This window comes from Primorskyibacter sp. S187A (assembly GCF_049800955.1).
GTDB lineage: Bacteria > Pseudomonadota > Alphaproteobacteria > Rhodobacterales > Rhodobacteraceae > JAKVBH01.
Genome location: NZ_JBNAGA010000002.1, coordinates 497,748 through 521,087, shown reverse-complemented (window position 1 = coordinate 521,087; position 23,340 = coordinate 497,748). Strand labels below are relative to the sequence as shown.

Below are 23,340 nucleotides of genomic sequence, written 5' to 3'. Positions count from 1 at the left end.
CCAGCGCACCATAGACATAGCAAACCGTCGTGAAAACGCAGGCCACCCGCTCCTGCACGGCCAACAGATGTCCGAGACCACCATGAAACGCGGCATCTAGGTTACGAGGGCCCCGCCGATTTTAATCACTTTTTGGTATATTGCGCCCTATCCATGCTCTGACATGGAGAAAAAATTAATGCTCGCAAACATCTTCAAGCCTACTGCAATGCTGGCCATGGCGCTGATGGCCGTGATTGTCATGATGATCCTGCCGGTGCCGTCATGGATGCTGGATGTTGGTCTGACAGCCTCTTTTGCACTTGCGATTCTGATCTTCTCGGTCACGCTGTTCATTGAACGCCCCCTTGATTTCAGCGCCTTCCCGACGATTCTCCTCGCCTCACTTATGTTGCGCCTTTCGCTCAATATTTCCTCGACCAAGCTCATCATCAGCGAAGGTCATACAGGAACGGATGCTGCGGGGGATGTGATCGAAGGCTTTGCCAATTTCATCATGTCCGGCAATGTGTTCCTGGGCATCGTCGTCTTTTGCGTTCTGCTGATCGTGAACTTCATGGTGATTACCAAGGGCGCGGCGCGCATGGCCGAGGTCGGTGCGCGATTTGCCCTGGACGGGATGCCCGGCAAACAACTTGCCATTGATTCCGACCTCTCCGCTGGCGCCATTACACATGAAGAAGCAAAAGCCCGGCGCGAGCTTGAACAACAGGAAACCACGTTCTTCGGATCGCTGGATGGCGCATCCAAATTCGTCAAAGGCGATGCCGTCGCAGGCCTGCTGATCACATTGCTGAACATCGTCGTCGGCCTGATCATGGGCACCGCGGTCCACGGCATGGGGCTTATGCAGGCTTTTGAAACCTACGCGATCCTCACGGTCGGCGATGGTTTGGTCACTCAGATTCCTGCTGTCATCATCTCCATCGCATCCGCTCTTCTGCTGGCACGCGGCGGCGCCAAAGGCACAACCGATCTGACCCTCGTAAAGCAGTTGGGCCAATACCCCGGCGCATTGGGGACCGTGGCCATTCTGCTGGCAATCTTCGCGGTTGTGCCCGGTTTGCCCGCCTTGCCATTTCTGCTGGGCGCTGGATTGCTGGGCTGGCTTGCCTATCAAGGGTTCACCAAGGCCAAAAACGAGCCCGATACCGAGGTTGTGCAGGAAGCAGAAGAGGGGCCAGCCCCTGAAAAGATCGGCGATGTTCTCGATCTTGACGACATTCATGTCGTGTTTGCCAGCGATCTCGTCAGTCTCGTGCTCGATCCCGGCACGGGTCTCGACGGCCGCATCAACAACATGCGCACGCATATTGCCTCCCGCTTCGGGTTGGTCATGCCGGAAATCCGCCTGACAGACGACATGGCGCTCGAGCCGGGCACCTATATCATCCGCATCTTCGGCGTCGAGAAAGTGCGCGCACGCCTCAACGCCGACATGGTTCTCGCACTGGTGAACGATGCGCCCCATCTGCTGCCGCAAGGGGAAGACGTTGAGGAGCCGGTATATGGTGCCCCTGCGCGCTGGATCAAACCCGATATGCGCGAGCAGTTGTCCATCGAGGGTGTCACGATCGTGACGCCCACAGAGGTCCTCGCGACGCATTTGCTCGAGGTGATCAAACGTAACTTTGGCCGCCTGCTCACCATGAAGGCCTTGCGCAAATTGCTCGATGAACTGGTCAATCTGACCGATCCCGGGCGTGCGGAGGCAAATCGGAAGTTCCTTGATGAAATGATTCCGGAACGAGTTCCGATGGATCTTCTGCATTCCGTGTTGCGGCTGCTGCTGGAAGAGCAGGTCTCGATCCGCAACATCCCACTTATCCTCGAGGCCACTGCCGAGGCCCGTACCCTGACACCGCAACCCGAAGCCATTTGCGAAATGGTGCGCCAGAAGCTGGGCTTCCAGATTGTGTCCGAGTTCCAACGTCAGGACGGGTCCATCCCGCTCATACAATTCGCGCCTGAATGGGAGGAGACATTCAACACCTATCAGGTGGAGTCCGAGCGTGGCGGTCTGGACGTCGCGCTGCCGCCTGATGTCTTTGCGCGGTTGTCGGAAAGCGCGACAAGCAAGGCCACAGAAGTGGCCGACAGAGGCGTGCAGGCGGCCTTCGTCACATCGGCGAGACGGCGGAGGTTCCTGCGAACCGTCCTGTCCGCGAGGGGGCTCACAAACCCGGTGCTGTCATTTGAGGAAATCGGATTTGAAGCACAGCCTTCTCTTGTAGGGATCGTTGAGTAGTGAGTGACGTCTTTCTCCTGCTCGAGCCGCATATCTACGGCTTTTTCGCGATCTTTTTCCGGGTCAGCGCTTTCGTCGCGATGATGCCCGGATTTGGCGCGGCGAGCGTGAGCGTCCGGATCAAACTCGGCCTGGCATTGGCCTTTACCTTTATCGTCTACCCGGTTGTGCCATGGCGCGCTGAACCCGATTGGGACTTGGTCAGGCTGGCGCAATTGCTCGGGACGGAGACACTCGCCGGGTTTTTGCTGGGGATCGGATTGCGCTTGCTGCTGATGGGATTGCAAACAGCAGGCACGATCGCAGCGCAAGCCACATCGCTGAGCCAGGTGTTTGGTGCGGCAGGCGTCGAACCCATGCCCGCCATGGGCCATGTTCTCATGGTGGGAGGGATCGCCTTGGCCATGCTGACCGGGCTTCATGTCAAAGCCATCGAGCTCTTTGTGGCAAGCTACGGGTTGTTCCCGCCCGGGCTTGCCGCTGCCGGGTCAGGGGTTGCGGAATGGGGCATCGCGCAAGTGGCGCATGCGTTCCAGTTGGCATTTTCGTTGGCCATGCCCTTCATCGTGCTCTCAATGCTCTACAATCTGGCACTGGGCGTGATCAACAAAGCGATGCCGCAGCTGATGGTCGCTTTTGTGGGCGCTCCTGCGATCACTCTGGGTGGTCTTGTCCTTCTCCTCGCCGCAGCCCCCGTCATGCTGGAAGTCTGGCATGACGCGCTCGATGCCTATCTGGCCAACCCATTGGCGGTGCGCTGATGGCAGGCAATGGTGGTGGAGAAGAAGACGGCGCCGACAAGTCATTTGAGGCCACGCAGAAAAAGCTCGACGATGCGCGCAAGAAAGGTGACTTCGCGCGCTCTACCGACCTAAACACCACTGCGATGTATCTCGGCTTTCTCATCACAGCACTGGCAGTCGGAGGCGGCAGCCTGCTGGCTCTGGGTGATGCATTGTCAGTACTGATCGCGCGCTCCCACGACATGGCGCCCCGTATGTTTGAGGGTCAATTCGAAGCCGTTTTTGCCCCGGCCCTGCCCGGTATCTTGATGCCTCTGATGCCGTTTGTGATCGTGCCTGCAATTTTTGTCATTGGAAGTCTGTTCGTTCAGCGCGGCTTTGTGTTTGCCGGAAGCAAGCTCAAACCCAAGATCTCGCGCCTGTCTCTTGTCCAGAACATGAAAAACAAATTCGGCAGCAAGGGGCTGTTCGAGTTTGCCAAAAGTGCCGTGAAAATGGGGCTTTATGCCTGGCTCTTGTTTGCCTACCTGCAATTTCGGTTCAACGACATTGTCTTGTCGGTGATTGCACCGGTCGATGGCGCGATCTTGCGCATGCTGAACTATGCCATTGAATTTCTGGCAATTGCGTTCTGCGTTTCCCTCGTCATCGGTGGGATTGACTACCTTTGGCAACACTTCGAGCATCTCAAGAAGCAAAGGATGTCGCACAAGGAATTGCGCGACGAGATGAAGGAATCCGAAGGCGATCCTCATCTCAAACAAGCCCGGCGCAGCAAGGCCGAACATATCGCGCTCAATACAATGCTCTCGGATGTGCCGGATGCAGATGTCGTGGTCGTGAACCCGACGCACTACGCGGTGGCCTTGAAGTGGTCGCGCGCGAAGGGCACGGCGCCAGAAGTTGTCGCCAAAGGCGTGGATGAGATCGCATTGAAGATCCGTGAAATCGCCACGGAAAACGGTGTGCCCATTCATTCAGACCCTCCAACCGCGCGCGCCCTGCACGCTGGTCTGGACATTGGCGATGAAATCTCGCCGGAACACTACAAGGCCGTCGCCGCCGCCATCCGATTCTCGGATGCTATGCGCGCGAAGGTAAGAGGACGATCCCGATGAATTTGAAAGATTTGCAGGAGCTCGCCCATCTCGCCGAGGCAAAGCTCAATCACGCGCAGGGCCGAATGGCAAAGATCACAGCGCGGGAAATGGCTACACGCCGCACGCTACAGGACATTGATGCAGGCTTCCAAATCGCCGCCACAACCCCGCCGGAGGAATTGTCCACCATGATGCGGATGGGCGCTCATCAACTGTGGACAGAGTGGAGCCGGCGCAAGAAAGCGCAGGCCAATCAGGACCTCGCGCTGATCCTCGCGGAGAAAGGCGAATACGCGCAAGAGCTCCGCAAACACCTGGGCAAGCGTGATGCGCTCAAGGACATCGCCCAAAGTGCTCAGAAGCAGGATCGCGCGAAATCCGAAGCAAAAGCTCAGGAAGCCTTGCTATTGCTTCAGATCGCGCATCCGCCAAAAAGAAGCACGTCGTCAGCCCTTTAGAGGCACGACATTGTTTCCAGAATGAATGCCCAAGGCTTGCAGGGCTGTATCGAGAATGTCCTGCCGGGTCAGACCCGCATCCGCATACATCTCGGCGGGCGAGGCTTGATCGATGAACCTGTCTGGCAAGGTCATTGTCTTGACAGCGCAGCGGCCATCGAGACGGCCAAGATCCGCAAGCCGGTGCAAGACATGGGCTCCAAAGCCGCCAACAGCACCTTGTTCGACCGTAATCAGAGCGCGGTGGTTATCCACGAGACTAAGCAACAATGCTTCATCGAGCGGCTTGGCAAAACGGGCGTCCGCGAGCGTTACGCTCAGCCCATTGTCCTCCAGAGCCAGCGCGGCCATCGCAGCCTCCTCAAGATGCGCGCCAAAGGACAGGATCGCGACATCTTCGCCTTCGGACACGATGCGCCCACGTCCTATCTCAAGGATCGCGCCCCGCTCCGGCATCATCACACCCGTGCCGTTTCCGCGCGGATAGCGGAAGGCGATCGGGCCTGCATCATAAGCCGCTGCGGTTGCGACCATGTGCTTGAGTTCGGCCTCATCTGCCGCCGCCATCACGACCATGTTGGGCAGGTTAGCCAGATAGGCGACATCGAAAGCCCCGGCGTGGGTCGGACCGTCAGCGCCGACAAGCCCGGCGCGGTCGATGGCAAAGCGAACAGGCAGGTTCTGAATCGCGACGTCATGGGCAATCTGGTCATACCCGCGCTGCAGGAAGGACGAATAGATGGCGCAAAACGGCTTGAGGCCTGCTGCGGCCATGCCTGCCGCGAAGGTCACGGCATGTTGCTCCGCGATGCCAACATCGAACACCCGTTTGGGATGGACCTTGGCCATAATGTCGACGCCGGTGCCTGATGGCATTGCCGCCGTCACGGCCACAATCGCTGGATCGTGGGTGGCCTCCTCGGTCAGCGTCTGCCCGAACACGCTTGTGTAGGACGGTGCGTTTGGCTTCGATTTTTGCTGCGCACCCGTGGCCACGTCGAATTTGGCGACACCGTGATAGCAATCGTTGGACGCCTCCGCGGGCGCATAGCCCTTGCCTTTCACAGTGCAGACATGGATGAGCGTCGGCCCGGTCGCACGCGCGCGCGCTGCGCGCAGCACTGGCAGGAGCTGGTCAAGATCATGACCATTGATCGGGCCGATATAGGAGAACCCAAGCTCTTCAAAAAGCGTGCCAGACGCGCCAAGGCCCGTCACCAATTGACGCGCGCGTTTAGCACCTTCGCGCATCGGCTCGGGCAAAGACGCCTCAAAACCTTCGGCAAAATTCTTCAAAGCGGCCAGTGGTTCATTGGCATACATACGGCTGAGATACGACGACATGGCGCCGACGGGAGGCGCAATCGACATCTCATTGTCATTCAGGATGACAAACATGCGGCGGTCTTCGTGACCAGCATTGTTAAGCGCCTCATAGGCCATGCCCGCAGAGATCGAGCCGTCCCCAATCACGGCAATGCCGTCGCCAGTGGGTTGGCCCAGATCCTTGCCGACGGCAAAACCAAGGGCCGCGGAAATCGAGGTCGAGCTGTGCGCGGCACCGAAAGGATCGTAGTCAGACTCGCTGCGCTTGGTGAAGCCCGAGAGCCCATCCTTCTGGCGCAGGGTCAGCATCCGGTCACGTCTGCCAGTCAGGATCTTATGCGGGTAGCATTGGTGGCCCACGTCCCAGACAAGTTTGTCGACCGGCGTGTTGAACACGGCGTGCAGCGCCACAGTCAATTCAACAACACCCAAAGATGAGCCCAGATGGCCCCCTGTTTGGCTGACGATGTTGACGACGTCTGTACGCAGCTCATCAGACAGCTGGTGCAATTCGCGATCAGTGAGGTTCCGGACGTCCGCTGGAAAGCGGACCACGTCCAGCAATGGTGTTTGAGATGGCATGACAACTTCCCCCGTCATTCCGTTGCACGCTCGCCCAACCCGACGAGTGAGAGAAAATGGCGGTGCATCGAGACCCCCGATGCACCGCCGCTCCTGTAGCCAACAGGAAGGGAACCGGGGAATTCTCCCCGTGTTCGCTACTGGGGAAGCAGCAGCGAACCTGGCGGAGGAGCGGGCCCGGAGGCCCGACCCTCATTCGTAGACTGGCGGCTCCGTGCTGGCCAATTCAGGCCAGTTGGCGATCACGTTCATGCCTTGCAGCGGACGCTGATATCCCTTGTGGCAGGTCTTGCAGGCGGCCTTGGGCGCATCTGCATATTTCGGACCGAGCCGGTGTTCGGGATAGACGTCGCGCAGCGGCACGAGCCAGTCGTTGTTGAGTTCCTGCACCATCGCGATGCCCAGGCTTGCCGTGCCCCATTGGGGCGTAACCTGACCGGGATCGTAGAAGGCGCGGGAGTTATGGCAGAACACACAGTTCACCCCGAGCGAGTTGCTGAAATAGTTCATCAGCGAGTAGGTCCGCTCGGCATGCTGAATGCCTGGGTAGTCGTCCTGACCGGGAACACCGGCAACGCGGCTTTCCAGGTCGTGCACTGCGATGGTCTCGTATTCGAGGAGATACTTCTCCAGCGCATCCGAGGGCAGTGAGGTCGATTGCGAGATAAGCGTTGCGCGGTTTTGAATGCTCGCCCAACCCTCGGTTGCTTCAAGAACTGGCGTCGTCTTGAACCAGATCTCGGATGGCACGTTCTGGCCACGGTGGCAGGTATAACAGTTCACACCGTTTTCCTGCACAGCGTTGACATGTCCGTCCCAGTCTTCGTTGATCGACTGGGTCATCTGGATCATCGAGCGGGCAACAACCTTGGTATAAAGATCGTCATCCGCATATTCACCATCGTCCGCGCCCGCGTGACAGTAGTTGCAGCCCTCATCCGGCGCGACCCAATTGACCATCGCATTCATCAGGCGATTGAAGTTGGCATCCGTCAGATCGCCCAAAACCTGGACATTCTCATAAATGTCCTTTGCCAGCTCCTCACCTTCCTCGGGGATCCACGGCTCCTCGTCGTAGTAATCCGCAAGGGTCGGATCGGCAGCTGTGATCTCGGCCTCATATTTAGTGACCGACATGCCGTTGCCGCGGGGACCTGTCTGCATGTTTTGATCTGCAAACGGGTTCCCCCAGGCGACCGCCATGATCGCTACGAAGGCAGCCCCACCCAGGACCCCGATCTTGATCGCGGGCCCGAAGATATCGGTGGGGTTCTCCCTGTTCCATTCACTGAACCATTTGGGAAACATGACTTAGTTCTCCTGTCCAATGAAGGTTTCGTAGGATTGGTAATCGGCGTAGCCATAGGCGCCATCGTAGAGCGGAGCGAAGTTGTGCTCCTGGGCCCAGATGAACCAGTTATCGACAACCGTGCCGGTGAGCAGGATCCCGATACCGCCCGTGATGGGGGTCAGAACTGCGAACCACCAGGCCCACCGGTGAATGCCTTCCATTGTGGCGTTGAAGCCCATGGTCCAGCGCCAGAAGAGCGCGGCACGTTCGGTGGCTGTTCCCCGGTCGTAGATCTGCTCCAGCTCGCGGTCACCGCCAAAGCGGGTCACGGCGAGGATCGTGGCGCCGTGCATCGCAAAGAGCAGCACCGAGCCATAGAGGAACACGATCGAGAGACAGTGGAACGGGTTGTAGTAGAGGTTGCCGTAGCGGATCGAGAAGGCCGTCGTCCAGTCAAGGTGCGGGAAGATCCCGTAAGGCACCGCCTCAGACCACGATCCCATGAGGATCGGACGGAAGAGACCCAAAACGAGGAACAGCCAGATCGCGGAAGCAAACCCCCAGAACACGTGTTTGCCCATCTTGTGTTGTTGGGCCAACAGGTAGGTTCGCAAGAGCCATGTCATCACCGAGACCAAAAGGAAGAGCGAGGCAATGATGTACCAGCCCCCGTCCTTGAGCGGCGGGATCGACAGGCCGTATTCCGGTGATGGCGGCTCAAGCGCCAGCCAGAAGAGCTGCCTCAGGAACTCCGGGATCGACCAGCCCACTTGCGCGAGCATATTGATCCCGATGATATTGAGCGCCAGCGTCCCTGTCAGGATCGAGACGAGACCTGTCCATCCAAGGTAGATCGGGCCGATCTGCGCGTTGCCGAAAAGGCCCACAAGGGTTGAGAAGAAGGGCTCGCCCGATCTCTCTTCCATCATGTTGTTTTCGTTGTCCGTGCCCCATTCGGGCGGGCCCTGGACCTGAACTTGGGTAAAGATGTTTTGATACTCAGGCATGATCACATCCCCACTTGGCTTGGCCAGATTGGCATTTCGAGCCACCAGTTCCACCATTCAGGCCAACCCTTCGTCCAAACGGGACCAGAGATGATGATACAGATGGCGGACCAGAATCCGGCATTGAGGGCGAGCAGCAAACCTACACGGTGAATGCCGAGCGTCCCGACGGAGTACCCGATGAAATCGCGGAAGAACGTGTCTTCGTCATCCGGTCCTTTCGCGAGCTCGCCCTTCTCGGGGTTTGCCGCCGACAGGACCAGCGCGCCATGCAGCGCAAGCGCCAGTGTCGTCGTAAAGAAGAACGTCACGGCGATCATGTGAGCCGGGTTGTAGTGGAAGTGCAGATACGCGTAACCGGTGTTGGAGACCCAATCGAGGTGGCTGAAGATCCCGTAGGGAAAGCCATGCCCCCAGGCACCCATCAAAAGCGGACGGAACACCACCAGCGTGACATAGGCGAAAATCGCGAAGCTGAACGCCACGGGCACATGATAGCCCATGCCGAGCTTGCGGCAGATCTCAACCTCACGCAAAGCCCATGAGCAAAACGCGCCGACGGCACAGAATGTGATGATTTGCCAAAGGCCCCCCTCCATCAAAGGTGCCATGCCCAAACCGTATGAGAGGTCCGGCGGTGCGATATTGATGAGCCAGGGGTTGAAGGTGCCCTGCTGTGACGCGCCCCAAAAGATGAGGACGGTCCCGAGCAGAGCGAAAAAGGCGGTCGTGACCCCGAAGAAACCCACGTAGAACGGGCCCACCCAGAAGTCGAACAAATCGCCGCCAATCAGCGTCCCTCCACGGACGCGGTATTTTCTCTCAAAGCTGAGCAACGCCATTGTGGTGTCTCCGCGTTTGTTGGCGACCATGCCCGGGCTTGTCTGGCCGGGGGGCCGTCGTTCATTGATTGTCGGATTTGCCACGGGCAGACATCAGAGCCTGCCCGTGGCGAGAGCTCTGATTACTCAGCGCCGCGCTCGTATTTTGCGTCGGCGATTTCAAACCAGTTGTAGCTATCCGTGCTGAGCAGCACGAGATGGATCATCGCAGCCAAGAGGAACAGGAACACGCCCTGTGCCACAAAAACGCGACGAGGATCGAAGACGAGCCAGACTTTGTAGAACTTTGCCATTCTTCAATCCTTCCTTAGAACCACGGGCGCCAGATGAGCACTGCCAAGTGAGCAACGATGGCCACGGCCACGAAAAGCCAAAGCCCGCTCATGTAGACAGAGTGCAGCTCTTGCGCCTGCTCGTCGGTGAGACCTGTGAAGGACAGGTCGGAATGATCAGCCATGAAATTCCCTCCGGAAAGGTAGCTGACGCCGCAGATCCCCTGCGGCCGGGTCCTTCGGGGGTCATCCCCTAGGGCTCTGGCCACCCCGGCCGGGATGGGCAGATCTTGTTATCTCTGCGTTGAACGGACGGCGGCGCGTGATGCGCCGGAGCCAGATCTCAGGCGGAGAAAATCATCGGCGTGATGATCCGGGCTTGTGTCCAAGCGCGGGCCACTGGGCCTCGGTCGGGGAGTGCCATTGTGCGTACGGCCTTGAGCGCCCATGTCAGGACGGCCAAAGGCAGCGTCGCCACGAAAATCACCGCGAAATAGACCATGAATTCGGTCTTCGGGGGTTTGTGGCTGCGCACACTCTCCGGTGTATTCGATGTCAGGTCAGTCATTACTGAATTCTCCCTCGTTCGTTCGCGCGGCCCCTTCCCGGGCACGGGCTAGGTCGGGGCGAAGCGCCTCGACCGTTTCAACCACAACTCGTTCTGCCCCTGCGTCGAGGGCTGCCTTTTCGGCAGCATCGCGTAGGGTTTTTGCAGCTGAGATGCGGGTCAGGACAGGATGGCTGGCAACGATCCGGTCCAGTGCGGCCTGCGCATCGGCATCCCAGGGGAAGTCGCGGCGCAAGGTCGTGGGGGTCGCTTCCGCGGCATCCATTTCGGAGCCCAGCGGAAGGATATGAAAGAGCGCATCAAAAAGTCCGTTGCAGACCTCTTGAAGCACGTAAACAGCGCCCGCATATCCCATAAATGGGGTCCCTGTGGCGCGCCGAATGGCGGCGCCCGGAAAGCTTGCGGGAATAAAGGCAGGTGCGGGACCATGGCCGGCTTTCTGCTCGGCCAGGTACATTTTTTCGTTGATCGAACCCAAGACAATCAGAGGTCGCTTGGCTTCAAGCTCCGAGCGCACCTTGTTGTTGTTTGTCTTGGAGCCCGCCACACGCGCCGTTGCCAGAGCACAGGGCATGCCAAGATCATTCTCAAGGAAGTTCCGCAGGCCCCGGGCATAGGTCTCATTAGCCACAACCGCGAAAGAGGCGGTGGCAAAGAAATCCTGCGTGACCGAGCGCCACAGATCCCACATGGGCTTGAGCGTCGAGTGCTTTTCACGCGCGATGAAAGGCTCAGGGTCAAGACCGGTCAGCTCACCCAGCTTGCGCAGGAAGAGCGTCGTGCTGTCCATGCCAATGGGCGCTTGCAGATAGGGCTTGCCCAGAACCTCGCAGAGACCCCGGCCAAATTCGCGGTACATGCAGATGTTCACATCCGCATTCACCAGATTGCGCATCTCGGCCAGATGGGCGCCCAAAGGCATCACCATATTGATCTCTGCGCCAATGCCCTCAACCAGACGGCGGATCTCTGCGAGATCAGAGGGCATGTTGAACGTGCCATACATCGGCCCAAGGATATTGACGCGCGGCTTGGCATCTTCCTCACGCTTCTTCTCCGGCGGCATCCGACCTTTGGTCATGCCATATTCGGTGAAGATCCACGTCATCGCGCGGTCCGCGGCTTCCCACTGATCCTCATCAATGGTGCGCGGCAGAAAGCGCTGAATATTCGTGCCCATGGGCGTCACGCCGCCGCCGATCATCTCGGCAATGGAACCCGTCACGACAACGGATGGCAGCGCGGGATCAAGCGTGCCCCAGGCGCGCTTCATCGCGCCCTCGGTGCCATCCCGTCCAAGCTCTTCTTCGCCCAGCCCAGTGGTCACAATCGGCAATTCATGGGGCGGCAGCGCATCGGTGTAGTGCAACACAGACGTGACAGGCAGGTTTTCACAACCCACAGGCCCGTCGATCACGACCTGCAGGCCTTTGACGGCACAGAACGCATAAACCGCGCCCCAATATCCTCCGGCTCTGTCGTGATCCTGAATGAGCATCAGACCATCTCCGCGGCTTTTGCCGCTCTTGCTTGCTTGTCGAGTTTCTTCTGGAACGCCGCGCGGAACTCGGGCCGCAGGTTGGGATCACCTTCCCAAACACCTGCCGTGTCACCGGTGCCGACACCTTCGAAAAACTCTTTCATCTCTTCCATGCGCGTCTTGCCCGCGATGGCCGCATTCATGACTTCCGCCAGCGAACCCGCACCTGCCGGGCCCATCAGGGGACGCGCCGAAATGAGGTTCGTGAAATAGAGCGCCGGGATCGCCATTTCCTTGGCCTTCTGCACAACCGGGGTCGTGCCAATGGCCAGATCCGGCTTGAACGCCTCAACAGCGGCGCAATCATCTTCTAGCGAGGCCCGGAATTTGACGGAGACGCCATGGGCTTCGAGCCAGGCCGCATCGTCGCTGTTCCAAGCAGTCTTGGGGCATGCCGTCCCGACATAGAGCAGATCCGCGCCGCTCTCGATCAGCAACCGTGCGACGAGAAGCTCGGAGCCTTCGTATCCTGACAGGGTGATCCGCCCATTGATCGGCACATTGGCCAACGCGCCTTGGATGGCGGGCAGGAAGGCGTTTTGCGCGGCTTCCACCTGCTTGGCAGGCAGGCCGAACGCATCGCCGATGCCCGCAAGCCAAGCCCGCGTGCCCTCAACACCCACAGGCGCGGAGCCCACGATCGGGCGACCGGCGGCTTCAAATTCGCGGACCGCAGCGGTGTAGAACGGGTGGATCGCGGCCACTGCGCCACAGTCAAGCGCTGCGTAAAGCTCACGCCACTCACGGCACGGGACAACAGGACCCGCCGCCAGACCGAGCGGCGCCAGCATGGCCCCGATCATCATGGGATCCGCCGGAAACATCTCGCCCAGAAGCGCGACCGTCGGACGATCCGACTTACCGCCTGCGGGCGCTTGCACGGGCCCCGCTTCAATCTCTTTTCGCGCGTAGTTGAGCATCGCACCAGCGAGGACGTCTTTCGCCTCCGCATGGGTCGGAATGCCAAACCCGGGCACATCAATGCCCACGATCCGCACGCCGTTGATCTCATCGGGCAAGAGCCGGAGCGGCACGCCGGACGCCGTCGGAACGCAGAGATTGGTTACAACGATGGCGTCAAATTTCTCAGGATCCGCCAACTCATGCACCGAGTCGCGAATGTCCTCGAAGAGCTTGCCCGTCACAAGCGTCTCGGAGTTGAACGGCACATAGCCGACAGACCGCCGCGCGCCGTAGAAATGCGACACAAAGGTGAGACCGTAGACACAGCAAGCCGAGCCGGACAGAACCGTCGCCGTGCGCCGCATCCGCAGACCCACGCGCAGCGAACCAAAGGCCGGGCACATGCTCTGGGGCTTGTCATGGGGCCCCTGCGGGTAATCCTCGGCAAATTTGTCGAGAAGCTCGGAATTGCCCGCCATGCGCGCGGCCTTTTCCATCTCGGAACCGGAATGACAGCCCAAACCTTCGGGAGCCATACCCTCACCCACGGGCAGCTCCGCGTCGCGTGGCTGGCCCCGCTCCACTTCAACTGTCGCCGTGTTGTCGTATGTCTCTTCTTTGCTCACTGTCTGTCTCTTCTTATCTTGGTAAATGCGTCGGTCTCGCAGGTGGCGCTCAGGCCTCGTCGTAGATCACCTCAAGGCTTTCCTTCGGCGTCGCGTTCTTGCCGCGCATGTCCATGTCGGTGGCCGGTTGCAGCTCGACACCAGCGCCCGTTTCCGAGCCGTCAAACAACTCCAGAAGACCATCCTGGCTCAGCGGAGCAGGACGCACCGGCGGAGCCTTGGCAACATTCATGCCAAGCTCGGCAAAGAGCGCGCCCCACTGGCTTTCCGATGTGCCAACGATCTGATAGTTCGCGGATTTCTTGCGAAGATCATCATCCTGCGGAATGGAGGCCAACACGGGGATGTCCACGGCCTTGGCAAATGCCTGCGCCTCACCTGAGCCATCATCTTTGTTGATCACGAGCCCGGCCACGCCGACATTGCCACCGAGCTTGCGGAAATACTCCACTGCCGAGCAGACGTTATTCGCCACATAAAGCGACTGCAGGTCGTTCGATCCAACAAGGATCACCTTCTGCGCCATGTCACGCGCGATAGGCAGGCCAAAGCCGCCACAAACCACGTCGCCAAGGAAGTCGAGCAGAACGTAGTCAAAATCCCAATCGTGGAAGCCCAGCTTTTCGAGCAGCTCAAACCCGTGGATGATCCCACGACCACCACAGCCGCGACCCACTTCCGGGCCACCAAGCTCCATGGCAAAAACGCCGCCGCGCTTGAAACACACATCGCCGATCTTCACTTCTTCCCCGGCCAGCTTCTTCTTCGTCGAGGTCTCAATGATGGTCGGGCAGGCCTTGCCGCCAAAGAGCAGCGAGGTGGTGTCGGATTTCGGGTCACACCCGATGAGCAGGACCCGCTTGCCTTGCTCGGCCATCATGTGGCTGAGGTTGGCCAGCGTGAACGACTTGCCAATGCCGCCTTTGCCATAGATCGCGATGATCTGGGTCTTGGACGTCGGCTCTTCCATCGCGATGTCAGCGAGGTCCTCATTGGCCTCGTCGCGCAGACGATCCGAAAAGTCCTTCAGGTTTGGCACTTCATTCATGCGGATTGCTCCCAATCGAGGATCATTTTGAGACACGCCGGATCGTCAAAGGCCTGACGGTAGGCTGCATCTGCGTCCTGTGGTGTTGCGGTATGTGTGATCAGACCGACCAGCGAGAGCGCACCGCTTTCGACAAGGGCCCGTGTGGAGGTCAGATCATCTGCTTCCCATTCCGCGGCAATGCGGAAGCGCGCTTCCTTCATGAAGGCGGGCGGGAAGGCAAAACTCAGCGGCTTGGTATAAAACCCGGCCAGGACGATCTCGCCGCCTTTGGCGATGCGCCCAACGAGAGAGTTGAGCAATTCACCATTGCCGGACGCATCATAGATCGCCGTGTAATCGCGGCGGGTGTCTTCATCGGGATGCACCACGTCGTATCCCATCGCGCCCGAGCGGCGATCGGCATCGATTTCCCAAACGGTAGGCGCCGGTGCGCCCGCAGCAATCGTCAGCCGCGCCAGAAGGCGGCCGAGAACGCCGTGCCCAACGATCAGATCCGGGACTGTTTTATTGAGCCCAGCCATCGCGTGGCGCGCCGTCGCGGCCAGCGCAAGAAGTGCACCCTCAGGGCCGTGACTCGGGTCAATCCGTGTGACGCGCGACGCCTCAGAGATCACGCGGCGCGCAGACCCGCCAAACAGGCCAAAAGCTTCTTCATAACAATTGGCGCCGGGCACGAAGACGTATTCACCGGGGTGAAAGCCTGTGTTGCGCCCGGCTTCCACCACTTCACCTGCCGCCTCATATCCAGGGACCAGCGGATACCCCATACCGGGGAAAGGCGGCATTTGACCGGACCAGAATAGCTTCTCGGTCCCGGTGGAAATTCCGGAATGTTTGATATCGATCACCAGATCATTCGGCCCCGGCTCGTTGAGTTTGAGCTTCGTGAGCGCGATCTGTTTTGGACCTGAAAGTACAATAGCGTCAGTATGCATATCCGGCCCTCCTTGTTGTTGTGCGGGGCAAAAAGAGACTCACCCCAGTCCGTTCGCGTCTGACTGTAAGTTTAGACTTACACATTGGACTGTCAAACATTTTGGACATTTTTTTAAACGGGCGCTCTGAGCAGGAGAAATTCATGCTTTTGTGGCCACGACTGCAGAGGTCACAAAGGGCCGCGGCGCCCGCGGTTGGCGTACATCTGTAAAGCCAGCCTGACGGCACAAATGCGCTATGCGGTCCGGGGCGCGCGCCTGTCCGGTTTGCATCGCCATTGTGTAGAAGGAGAAATAGACATCGCCTGCCCGTGTCGGGGCGGCGCCGCCTGTCATTGGCTCGGAAATCACCAATCTGCCACCCTCAGGCAAAGCCGCGTGGCACTTTTCGAGAAGGTCTGTGATCGTGCTGTCTTCGTGATCATAGAGCACACGAATGAGCGAGATAACGTCAGCGCCCTGCGGCAAAGCCTGATCGCGGAACGAGCCCTCTTCCACGCTCAGACGCGCGCCCTGGCCCGCTTCCGCGAAACGCGCCACAGCCTGATCCGCAACACCGGGCAGATCAAAAACGGTCAACGACATGTCTTTGTGTTTTTGCGCAACCGCGAGCGCGAAGGCCCCGGATCCACCGCCGACATCCATCAAACGAGATGCGGAGGTCAGGTTCACCATGCGCAACGTATCAGCCGCGACCATGGACTGCGTGTCGGCCATGAGGTCGGAGTAAAACCGTTTGGTTTCGGGATCAGCGGCGCCGCCATCCCCAAAGACATACGGCCAAACCTGTGCCAGTTCCGTCTGCACATCCCCCCGCAGCAAGGCAACGGGATCCGCCATATCACTGTAAAACGCGCCGTGATGCCGGATCATTGCCCGCAGCCCGGGAACACCGACCATCGCGGCTCCTTTGCGCGCGACAGAAAACCGGCCGTCGCGATGAAGCCGCAACAAATCGAGGGCGACAGCCGCGCGCAAAAGACGCTCCATGCGCAGAACCGGAACGCCTGTGCCCCGCGCCAGATCCTCCACCTTTTGGGGACCGTCCAGCAGCGTTTCGCAAATCTCCAGCTCCACCAGAGCCAACAAGACCTGCGCATTCACAAAACCGGCGACAATATCGAACAATGCCTCGCCATCTCGCCGCGCGCTTTTTGCGGCAAAGGGCATCCGCGAGGCCCAGTCCTGAAATCCGGGCCGGGCAACCAAACGGTTGAGCATCGACGAGAGAGATCGGCTGCGCCTGCGGGCGGGGAGAGGATCGTGCACCAATGACATGGATCAGGCCTGAAAATCGGCGGCGTATTTCGCAGGAACCGAAGGCGTGACCTTTTCGGCATACATCCGCACCATCTCCGCCAGCTGCGCCTCACCCGGGCAGGACGGGATCGATGAGATAGCCCCTGCCAGAATGTCCTTGAGCCGCGCCATCGCCCCTCGCGCACCGAGCTGGCTCACGGCATTGGGCCGCCCATGCAAATCATCCTGACCAACCGGTTTGCCCAGTTGTTCTTCGGAGTAGAAAGCATCGCGCAGGTCATCGGCGACCTGAAAGGCCTCGCCGATCCGTGCGCCAAGCTCTTCCCAAGGCTCTGCGTCCTGCCCCGCGGCCACCGCGCCCATTTGCGTCGCCGCAATAAAGAGCGCGCCAGTCTTGGAACGGTGGTAGGAGGCGAGATCCACATCCGTCTCGCTTTCCCAACCCTGCCCGGCGCAAATGCCATCGGGCATCCCGGAGCGGCGCGCCAGAATGGAAATCAACTCGGCCATACGCGTCGGCTCAGCGATGCAATTCCGCGCCAGCGTTTCAAACGCCAGAATGATCAGGCTGTCTCCGGTCAAAACGGCGAGCGGCTGCGAAAACGCCCGATGAACCGAAGGCTTGCCGCGCCTCATCTCGGCATCATCAAAACAGGGCAGGTCGTCATGAACGAGGCTGGCACAATGGATAAGCTCGAGCGCAGAAGCCGCCGCATTGCTGATCTGAGGTCGATCATCGCCACATGCAGAGGCAACGGACATCAGAATCGTCGGCCGAATCCGCGCGCCACCTGGCGTAACCGCATAGTCCAAGGCCCGCGCCAACTTGCTCGGCGTCGTGGGCGCGATGCCCTGAGCTCCTTGAATAGCAGTGGAAATGGCTGTGTCGATACGTCCCTGAAGGCCCATTGAGTGTTCCTCGCCCTGCATGCGTCACTTTTTTATGACACACTATGTGTAAATCATACTGGACACTTAAGCGGATCGAGTCAACAATCCAATCCAAGAGGAGTTCAACGTGACAACCGCGCATCGGGATATCGTCATAGGCGCCGGTATGGGTGGCCTCGCCACAGCGATCCGCCTCGCCGCCGCTGGCAGATCGGTCCTGGTTCTGGATCGCCATGCCGCCCCGGGCGGTCGCGCGCGGCAGGTCCCGTCTCCTGCCGGTCCTGTGGATGCCGGCCCCACGGTTCTCACGATGCGATGGGTATTCGACGAACTTTTCGCCTGCGCGGGAGAGGCTCTTGAAGATCACGTGACACTCCACACGCAAGACCTGCTGGCCCGGCATTGGTGGCCTGACGGCAGCACGCTCGATCTTTATGCGGATGAAGCGCAAAGCATGGAAGCCGTGCGGGCTTTCGCAGGCGACAAAGCCGCCCGGCAATTTCACGCATTCACCAAGCGCGCAGCCTGCCTCTTCGAAGCCTTTGATGCCCCTTTGATGCGGGCCGCCTCGCCGTCCATCCCGCATCTCGTCAAGACAGTGGCGCAACGCCCCGCCCTGCTCCGGCAAATGGCACCGCTCTCGACGCTCGCCCAAAGCCTCGCACGCTCCTTCGACGATCCGCGCCTGCAACAGCTCTTCGGGCGCTACGCGACATATGTTGGCGGTTCGCCCTATCAAAGCCCTGCAGTGCTCGCGCTGATATGGCATGCAGAGGCATCGGGTGTGCATGTTGTCGAAGGCGGCATGCACAGGCTCGCGCGCGCCATGATGCAGCTCGCCGAGAAGCTGGGCGTGACCTTTCAATTCGAAAATCATGTCGAGGCCATTATCCCGATGGGAGATGGCCTGCATGAAATCAAAACGGCACACGGCACCCATCAGACCAAGACGGTTGTCTTCAATGGCGATCCCCGTGCCCTGGCCACAGGCGCCTTGGGAGAAGGTGTTGGCCAGGTGGCAAAGCACACCCGGGATGCACCACGCAGCCTGTCGGCCAATGTCTGGTCCTTTGCGGCGACGCCCACCGGACCACGCGCCGATGACCTGGCGTATCATAATGTCTTCTTCTGTGCCGACCCCGCACAGGAGTTTTCCGATCTCAAAGCAGGCCAGATGCCGCGCAATCCGACCTTGTACATCTGTGCCGAGGATCGCGGCACGCCCACCGCACCGCCCGATTTGGAGCGGTTCGAAATCATCATGAACGCGCCGCCGTTGGAGCAAGGCATCACAACGCGCGCTGAGGAGGCTGAGACATGTCTGACACGCACTTTTCCGACCTTGCGGGCCCACGGGCTGACATTCGATCCGATTCCACAGCCACGCCACGCGCTGACCGGACCGCAGGGCTTCGACCGCCTCTTTCCGGCGACACAAGGCTCCCTCTACGGGCAAAGCCCGCATGGGACGATGGCAGCATTTCAACGCCCGCAGGCGCGCACGAAGATCCCGGGTCTTTACCTCTGCGGGGGCGGAACCCATCCGGGAGCGGGGGTGCCGATGTCGGCACTCTCCGGCGCGCACGCGGCCGAGGCGATCTTGACGGACCAAACTTCGCCCTCAAGGTTCCGCCCAACGGCTACGCCTGGTGGTATATCGACGCCATCTCCGATTGCGGGACCCGTGCAATCTCGGTCATCGCCTTCATAGGCTCGGTCTTTTCGCCCTGGTATCGCTGGTCGGGTCGCAAGGATCCGGAAAACAACGTGTGTATCAACGTCGCAACCTACGGACGCGGCGGCCGCTTCACGATGACAGATCGCGGTCGGACCGCGCTACGCCAAAGCGAAGACACATTTACTGTGGGCCCCTCCTCGCTCGCATGGGATGGGCAGACACTGACAATCAACGTCAACGAGATTTCCGGCCCGCCGCTGATCTCGCGCGTGCGCGGCCAAATCCGCGTCACACCTTCGGCCATAACAGATGTCGAGCTCCCTTTGACGCCCGATGGCGCTCATATCTGGCGCCCCTTTGCGCCTGTATCCGACGTCGAAGTTGATCTGGACGCCTCCGGATGGAAATGGTCCGGCCATGGCTATTTCGATGCCAATTTTGGGACGCGCGCTTTGGAAGAAGACTTCTCGTTCTGGACCTGGGGCCGGTTTCCCGCGCAAAAGGGCGCCACGTGTTTCTATGATGCGGTGCGCCTTGATGGATCCGAACTGGCCTCCGCGTTTCACTTTACGCCAGACGGACAGGCCTCCGAAATCACGCTACCGCCGAAACAGGCCGTCCGGCGCTCGCTTTGGGCGGTCAAACGCGAGACGCGCGGCGATGAGGACTGCAATCCGCATCAGGTCATGAATATGCTGGATGCACCCTTTTATTCCCGTTCCATGGTGCGCACTGTCCTGGACGGGGAAGAAAGCATCGGCGTACACGAAGCCCTCGATCTCAGAAGGTTTCGCTCGCCGCTTCTCAAACCGATGCTGGCCGTCCGTGTCCCCAGACGCTCAGGATGGACCTTTAAAGACTAAGGCCGCTGTTCTCGAGCATTTACGTAAATCGCCGGAAGGAAGCGGCTCAGGTCTCGATTGCAGGGGGGTTTTTCGCTTCATCGGGATTGAGCCGCCAGACGCTGATATTCAACGCCCCCGCGATCGTGACCCATAGAAGGTAAGGCGCAAACAGCAATCCTGCGACCATATCAACCCGCCACAGCGCCCAAAGCGTTGCCGCCACCAGGACCCATAGCGCGATCAGGACAAACAGGCCTGCCTTGATCCTTTGCAGCCCAAAGAACACCGGCGTCCACAATCCGTTAAAAGCCACCTGTCCCGCCCAAAGTGCCAGCGCCAGCATGGCCTCGGGGGACGGCTGCATCGCCACCCGTGCCCCTGCCAGAGACATGCAGACGTAAAGCGTCGTCCAGGTCACAGGGAATACCCAATCCGGCGGCGTCCAGCTTGGCTTGGCCAATGCGCGATACCACGGGCCGGGCGGAAAGAGGCCACCCGTCAAGCCCGCGCCACAGCAGGCCACCAAGAAAATCGCGAAGAAGAGCCAGAACATGAGTGTTAGCTAGAGCGCATACCCGGTGGCATCAAGGACAACTGTTGGTGGCGCTTGAGCGCGGCCAATGCATCCACGAGCGCATCCGCCCGATTTCGTTCCGGCGCGCCCTGAGCCGCAGCGTCTACCAGGAATGAACATTCCGGGAGAACGGGCGCGTAAATGACGGCCGAATGCGGCATGATCGAGGAGGCCACAGCGCGGGTATTGGCCTGTGCCAGCCAGCCGATTTTCTGCAACTTTGATGTCCTGGCGCGGCGGGAGATCGTGTCATAGCGCTGCCGTTTGACCTGACCTGCGATGCCTGCATAAATCAACCGCGCCGCCCAAATGCCGGGACGGCAAGACAGTGGCAAACCCGCGATACCTGCCTCAGATCGGAAATAAAGCCGCCGCGCATCGCTCACCAAACGACTCACCATGGCGCGCACATCAGCAGTGGGCGCGGGCGCATCGTAGAAGGCATCCAGATCAATGCCCGCCTCATCCATCCAGGCCTTTGGCAGGTACAACCGCCGCTCATGCGCGTCCTCTCCGACATCCCTGGCAATATTTGTCAGCTGCATCGCTACGCCCAGATCACAGGCGCGCGCAAGCGCATGGGCATCGCGCACGCGCATCAGCACACACATCATGACCCCAACCGCCGCAGCCACACGGGCCGAGTAGCCATAGACATCGCTCAAGGTGTCATACGTCCGCCCCATGGCATCCCAGGCCAGCCCTTCCAGCAATGCATCAGGCAGCGCGCGGGGCATCTCGTAGTCTTCGACGATCCGCGCGAAGGCGCGATCCGTGGGCTGGTCCAGGGGCCTGCCCTCATAGACACGCGCCAATCGTTCTTCCAACCTAAGAACCGCTTGCGCTTTCTCTGTGTTCAGATCGACGGCGTCATCGGCCAGACGACAAAACGCATACAGCGCGAGGGCCGCCTGACGGACATCCTTTGGCAACACTTTGGACGCCGCATGAAAGGACAGGGACCCATGCCGGATCGCCTCTTCGCAATGCGCCAGATCAGCCTGAGCACTCATGAGCGCGCCTCCGCAGGGACGGGGACAAGCTTCGCCAAGACTTCTGCCGTGGAGATCACTCCGGGCAGCCCAGCGCCGGGATGTGTGCCCGCGCCTGTCAGGTAAAGGCCCTTGGCCTCTTCGCTGACATTATGGGGGCGGAACCAAGCACTTTGCAGGATACGCGGCTCAATGGAGAAGCCTGCCCCCAAGGGGCTGAGATACCGATCCCGGAAGGTTTCAGGCGTGAAAACCTCCTCGCAGCAGATATGCTCTGAAAGGCCGGGCAGAAGTTGATCTTCCAGAACCTTGAGCATTTTTGCCTTATAGGCGTCCTGCTCCTTGGCCCAGTCCACCGGGCTCTTGTGGCCAAGATGCGGTACGGGGCTGAGCACGTAGAAGGCGTCATCTCCCTCAGGGGCGGCCGTGTCATCGGTGACAGAGGGACGATGCACATAGAGACTCATGTCGTCCGCCAATTTGCCTTTGAGGAAAATGTCGTCGATGAGGCCCTTGTAACGCGGACCGTTGAGGATCGTGTGGTGGCCCACATCGGCCCATTTGTCTCGCGTCCCCTTGGTGCCGAAATACCAGACATACAGGCTCATCGACCACCGCGTCTTGCGCAGACGCCGCGGGGTCCAGCGCCGTTTCACGCGATTGCGCAAAAGGCGATCATAGGTGTGTCCGGCATCCGCATTGGACACGACGATATCGGCATCAATGACTTCGCCAGACGCCAATCGCACGCCTTTCGCACGGTTGGCTTCAAAGAGAATTTCGTCAACCTCCGTCTCCATCCGCAACAGCCCGCCCTGATCGCGCACGACGCGCGCCATGGCCTCTGCAATCGCGGCAACACCGCCCATGGCGTACCAGACGCCAAATTCCTTCTCGAGATGGCTCACGAGCGCGTACATCGACGTCACATGGAACGGATCGCCGCCAATAAACAGCGGATGGAACGAAAGCGCCATGCGCAGCCGTTCGTCCTTCACGCGCCGCGCCGCATGGGCATACACCGACCGATCCGCGCGATACCACGCAAACTTGGGCAACACCTTGATTAGCTCCCAGAGCTTGTTCATCGGGCGGCGCCCTAGGTCTTCGAAGCCAAACCAATAGCGTTTTTCCGCATCAGACAGGAACGCTTCATAGCCTTTGAGATCACTCGGCGAGAGGCGCGAAACCTCCTTGCGCATGCCATCCGTATCCTGCTGGGCGGCGAATTTTGACCCGTCTGGCCAGCGAATCTCATACATCGGATCCATGCGACGCAGCTCAATGTCGTCTTCGAATCGCTTTCCACAGGCCGCCCAGAGATCCTGGAAGACCTGCGGCACTGTGACAATCGTTGGGCCCAGATCGAACCGGTAGCCGTCCTTGCGAAGGCAGGAGCCGCGCCCACCGGGCACGTCAAGTTTATCAATGATCGTAATGCGATAGCCCATGGCTCCGAGGCGCATGGCGGAGGCAAGGCCCCCTAGTCCAGCACCAATTACGAGAGCATGAGGAGCGGTGGCTTTACGCGCCTGGGCGGGGAGTGTGGGGTCTACACGTGTCATACTGTCAACCTTAGCATGTCTAGTTTAGTTGACAATCATACCT

22 protein-coding genes are annotated in these 23,340 nt (G+C 59.8%); 6 read left to right on the top strand and 16 right to left on the bottom strand.

Annotated features, from left to right (window positions below; genetic code table 11):
* Positions 1–163 precede the first annotated feature (163 nt).
* From flhA to ACP15S_RS13490, 4 genes are read left to right on the top strand one after another with little or no spacing between them, the layout of a single operon-like run.
* Complete coding sequence (gene flhA, locus ACP15S_RS13505) at positions 164–2,248, top strand: flagellar biosynthesis protein FlhA (RefSeq protein WP_425040161.1); 2,085 nt, start codon at positions 164–166, stop codon at positions 2,246–2,248.
* Entirely contained in the window at positions 2,248–3,009 is a 762-nt protein-coding gene (locus ACP15S_RS13500) for a flagellar biosynthetic protein FliR (RefSeq protein WP_425040160.1), read from the top strand. Before flhA ends, ACP15S_RS13500 begins: the two co-directional genes overlap by 1 nt.
* Complete coding sequence (flhB, locus tag ACP15S_RS13495) at positions 3,009–4,109, top strand: flagellar type III secretion system protein FlhB (protein ID WP_425040159.1); 1,101 nt, start codon at positions 3,009–3,011, stop codon at positions 4,107–4,109. Before ACP15S_RS13500 ends, flhB begins: the two co-directional genes overlap by 1 nt.
* Positions 4,106–4,549 carry a hypothetical protein gene (locus ACP15S_RS13490; protein WP_425040158.1) on the top strand — a complete coding sequence of 148 codons (444 nt, stop codon included), beginning with the start codon at positions 4,106–4,108 and terminating at the stop codon, positions 4,547–4,549. Before flhB ends, ACP15S_RS13490 begins: the two co-directional genes overlap by 4 nt.
* On the opposite strand, the gene dxs is transcribed toward ACP15S_RS13490, so the two are convergent.
* The 13 genes from dxs to ACP15S_RS13425 form a co-directional block, all read right to left on the bottom strand.
* Entirely contained in the window at positions 4,538–6,475 is a 1,938-nt protein-coding gene (gene dxs, locus ACP15S_RS13485; protein WP_425040157.1) for a 1-deoxy-D-xylulose-5-phosphate synthase, read from the bottom strand. The genes ACP15S_RS13490 and dxs overlap by 12 nt on opposite strands.
* Before the next feature lie 174 nt (positions 6,476–6,649).
* Positions 6,650–7,765 (bottom strand): photosynthetic reaction center cytochrome PufC, encoded by a 1,116-nt coding sequence (gene pufC, locus ACP15S_RS13480; protein WP_425040156.1) that lies wholly within the window; start codon positions 7,763–7,765, stop codon positions 6,650–6,652.
* Between the two features lie 3 nt (positions 7,766–7,768).
* Positions 7,769–8,755: a photosynthetic reaction center subunit M gene (gene pufM / locus ACP15S_RS13475; protein WP_425040905.1), complete on the bottom strand. Its 987-nt coding sequence runs from the start codon at positions 8,753–8,755 to the stop codon at positions 7,769–7,771.
* Positions 8,756–8,757: 2 nt separating this feature from the next.
* Positions 8,758–9,597: a photosynthetic reaction center subunit L gene (pufL, locus tag ACP15S_RS13470; protein ID WP_425040904.1), complete on the bottom strand. Its 840-nt coding sequence runs from the start codon at positions 9,595–9,597 to the stop codon at positions 8,758–8,760.
* A gap of 122 nt (positions 9,598–9,719) precedes the next feature.
* Positions 9,720–9,890, bottom strand: coding sequence for a light-harvesting antenna LH1, alpha subunit (gene pufA / locus ACP15S_RS13465; RefSeq protein WP_425040155.1), 171 nt, complete (start codon positions 9,888–9,890; stop codon positions 9,720–9,722).
* A 14-nt stretch (positions 9,891–9,904) separates the two neighbouring features.
* Positions 9,905–10,054, bottom strand: a complete 150-nt coding sequence (pufB, locus tag ACP15S_RS13460) for a light-harvesting antenna LH1, beta subunit (RefSeq protein ID WP_425040154.1) — start codon at positions 10,052–10,054, stop codon at positions 9,905–9,907.
* A gap of 158 nt (positions 10,055–10,212) precedes the next feature.
* On the bottom strand, positions 10,213–10,437 hold the full coding sequence (pufQ, locus tag ACP15S_RS13455; protein ID WP_425040153.1) for a cytochrome PufQ: 225 nt from the start codon (positions 10,435–10,437) through the stop codon (positions 10,213–10,215).
* Positions 10,430–11,935, bottom strand: coding sequence for a chlorophyllide a reductase subunit Z (gene bchZ / locus ACP15S_RS13450; protein WP_425040152.1), 1,506 nt, complete (start codon positions 11,933–11,935; stop codon positions 10,430–10,432). Before bchZ ends, pufQ begins: the two co-directional genes overlap by 8 nt.
* Complete coding sequence (gene bchY, locus ACP15S_RS13445; protein WP_425040151.1) at positions 11,935–13,506, bottom strand: chlorophyllide a reductase subunit Y; 1,572 nt, start codon at positions 13,504–13,506, stop codon at positions 11,935–11,937. Before bchY ends, bchZ begins: the two co-directional genes overlap by 1 nt.
* Before the next feature lie 49 nt (positions 13,507–13,555).
* The gene (locus ACP15S_RS13440) at positions 13,556–14,554 is read right to left on the bottom strand and encodes a chlorophyllide a reductase iron protein subunit X (RefSeq protein ID WP_425040150.1); all 999 of its coding nucleotides are present in this window, start codon (positions 14,552–14,554) and stop codon (positions 13,556–13,558) included.
* The gene (bchC, locus tag ACP15S_RS13435) at positions 14,551–15,492 is read right to left on the bottom strand and encodes a chlorophyll synthesis pathway protein BchC (RefSeq protein ID WP_425040149.1); all 942 of its coding nucleotides are present in this window, start codon (positions 15,490–15,492) and stop codon (positions 14,551–14,553) included. Before bchC ends, ACP15S_RS13440 begins: the two co-directional genes overlap by 4 nt.
* A gap of 141 nt (positions 15,493–15,633) precedes the next feature.
* Positions 15,634–16,770, bottom strand: a complete 1,137-nt coding sequence (locus ACP15S_RS13430; RefSeq protein ID WP_425040148.1) for a methyltransferase — start codon at positions 16,768–16,770, stop codon at positions 15,634–15,636.
* 3 nt (positions 16,771–16,773) lie between these two features.
* Positions 16,774–17,661, bottom strand: coding sequence for a polyprenyl synthetase family protein (locus ACP15S_RS13425; RefSeq protein ID WP_425040147.1), 888 nt, complete (start codon positions 17,659–17,661; stop codon positions 16,774–16,776).
* Between the two features lie 109 nt (positions 17,662–17,770).
* Between ACP15S_RS13425 and crtD the strand changes: the two genes are divergently transcribed.
* Complete coding sequence (crtD, locus tag ACP15S_RS13420; RefSeq protein ID WP_425040146.1) at positions 17,771–19,354, top strand: 1-hydroxycarotenoid 3,4-desaturase CrtD; 1,584 nt, start codon at positions 17,771–17,773, stop codon at positions 19,352–19,354.
* Positions 19,309–20,184: a carotenoid 1,2-hydratase gene (gene crtC, locus ACP15S_RS13415; RefSeq protein ID WP_425040903.1), complete on the top strand. Its 876-nt coding sequence runs from the start codon at positions 19,309–19,311 to the stop codon at positions 20,182–20,184. The genes crtD and crtC overlap by 46 nt, the downstream gene beginning before the upstream one ends.
* Before the next feature lie 46 nt (positions 20,185–20,230).
* Here the strand turns inward: crtC and tspO are convergent, their stop codons facing one another.
* The 3 genes from tspO to ACP15S_RS13400 are packed head-to-tail and all read right to left on the bottom strand — an operon-like array spanning position 20,231 to position 23,297.
* Positions 20,231–20,719: a tryptophan-rich sensory protein TspO gene (gene tspO, locus ACP15S_RS13410; RefSeq protein ID WP_425040145.1), complete on the bottom strand. Its 489-nt coding sequence runs from the start codon at positions 20,717–20,719 to the stop codon at positions 20,231–20,233.
* Positions 20,720–20,724: 5 nt separating this feature from the next.
* Positions 20,725–21,753 carry a 15-cis-phytoene synthase gene (gene crtB / locus ACP15S_RS13405; protein WP_425040144.1) on the bottom strand — a complete coding sequence of 343 codons (1,029 nt, stop codon included), beginning with the start codon at positions 21,751–21,753 and terminating at the stop codon, positions 20,725–20,727.
* Complete coding sequence (locus ACP15S_RS13400; protein ID WP_425040143.1) at positions 21,750–23,297, bottom strand: phytoene desaturase; 1,548 nt, start codon at positions 23,295–23,297, stop codon at positions 21,750–21,752. Before ACP15S_RS13400 ends, crtB begins: the two co-directional genes overlap by 4 nt.
* Positions 23,298–23,340 lie beyond the last annotated feature (43 nt).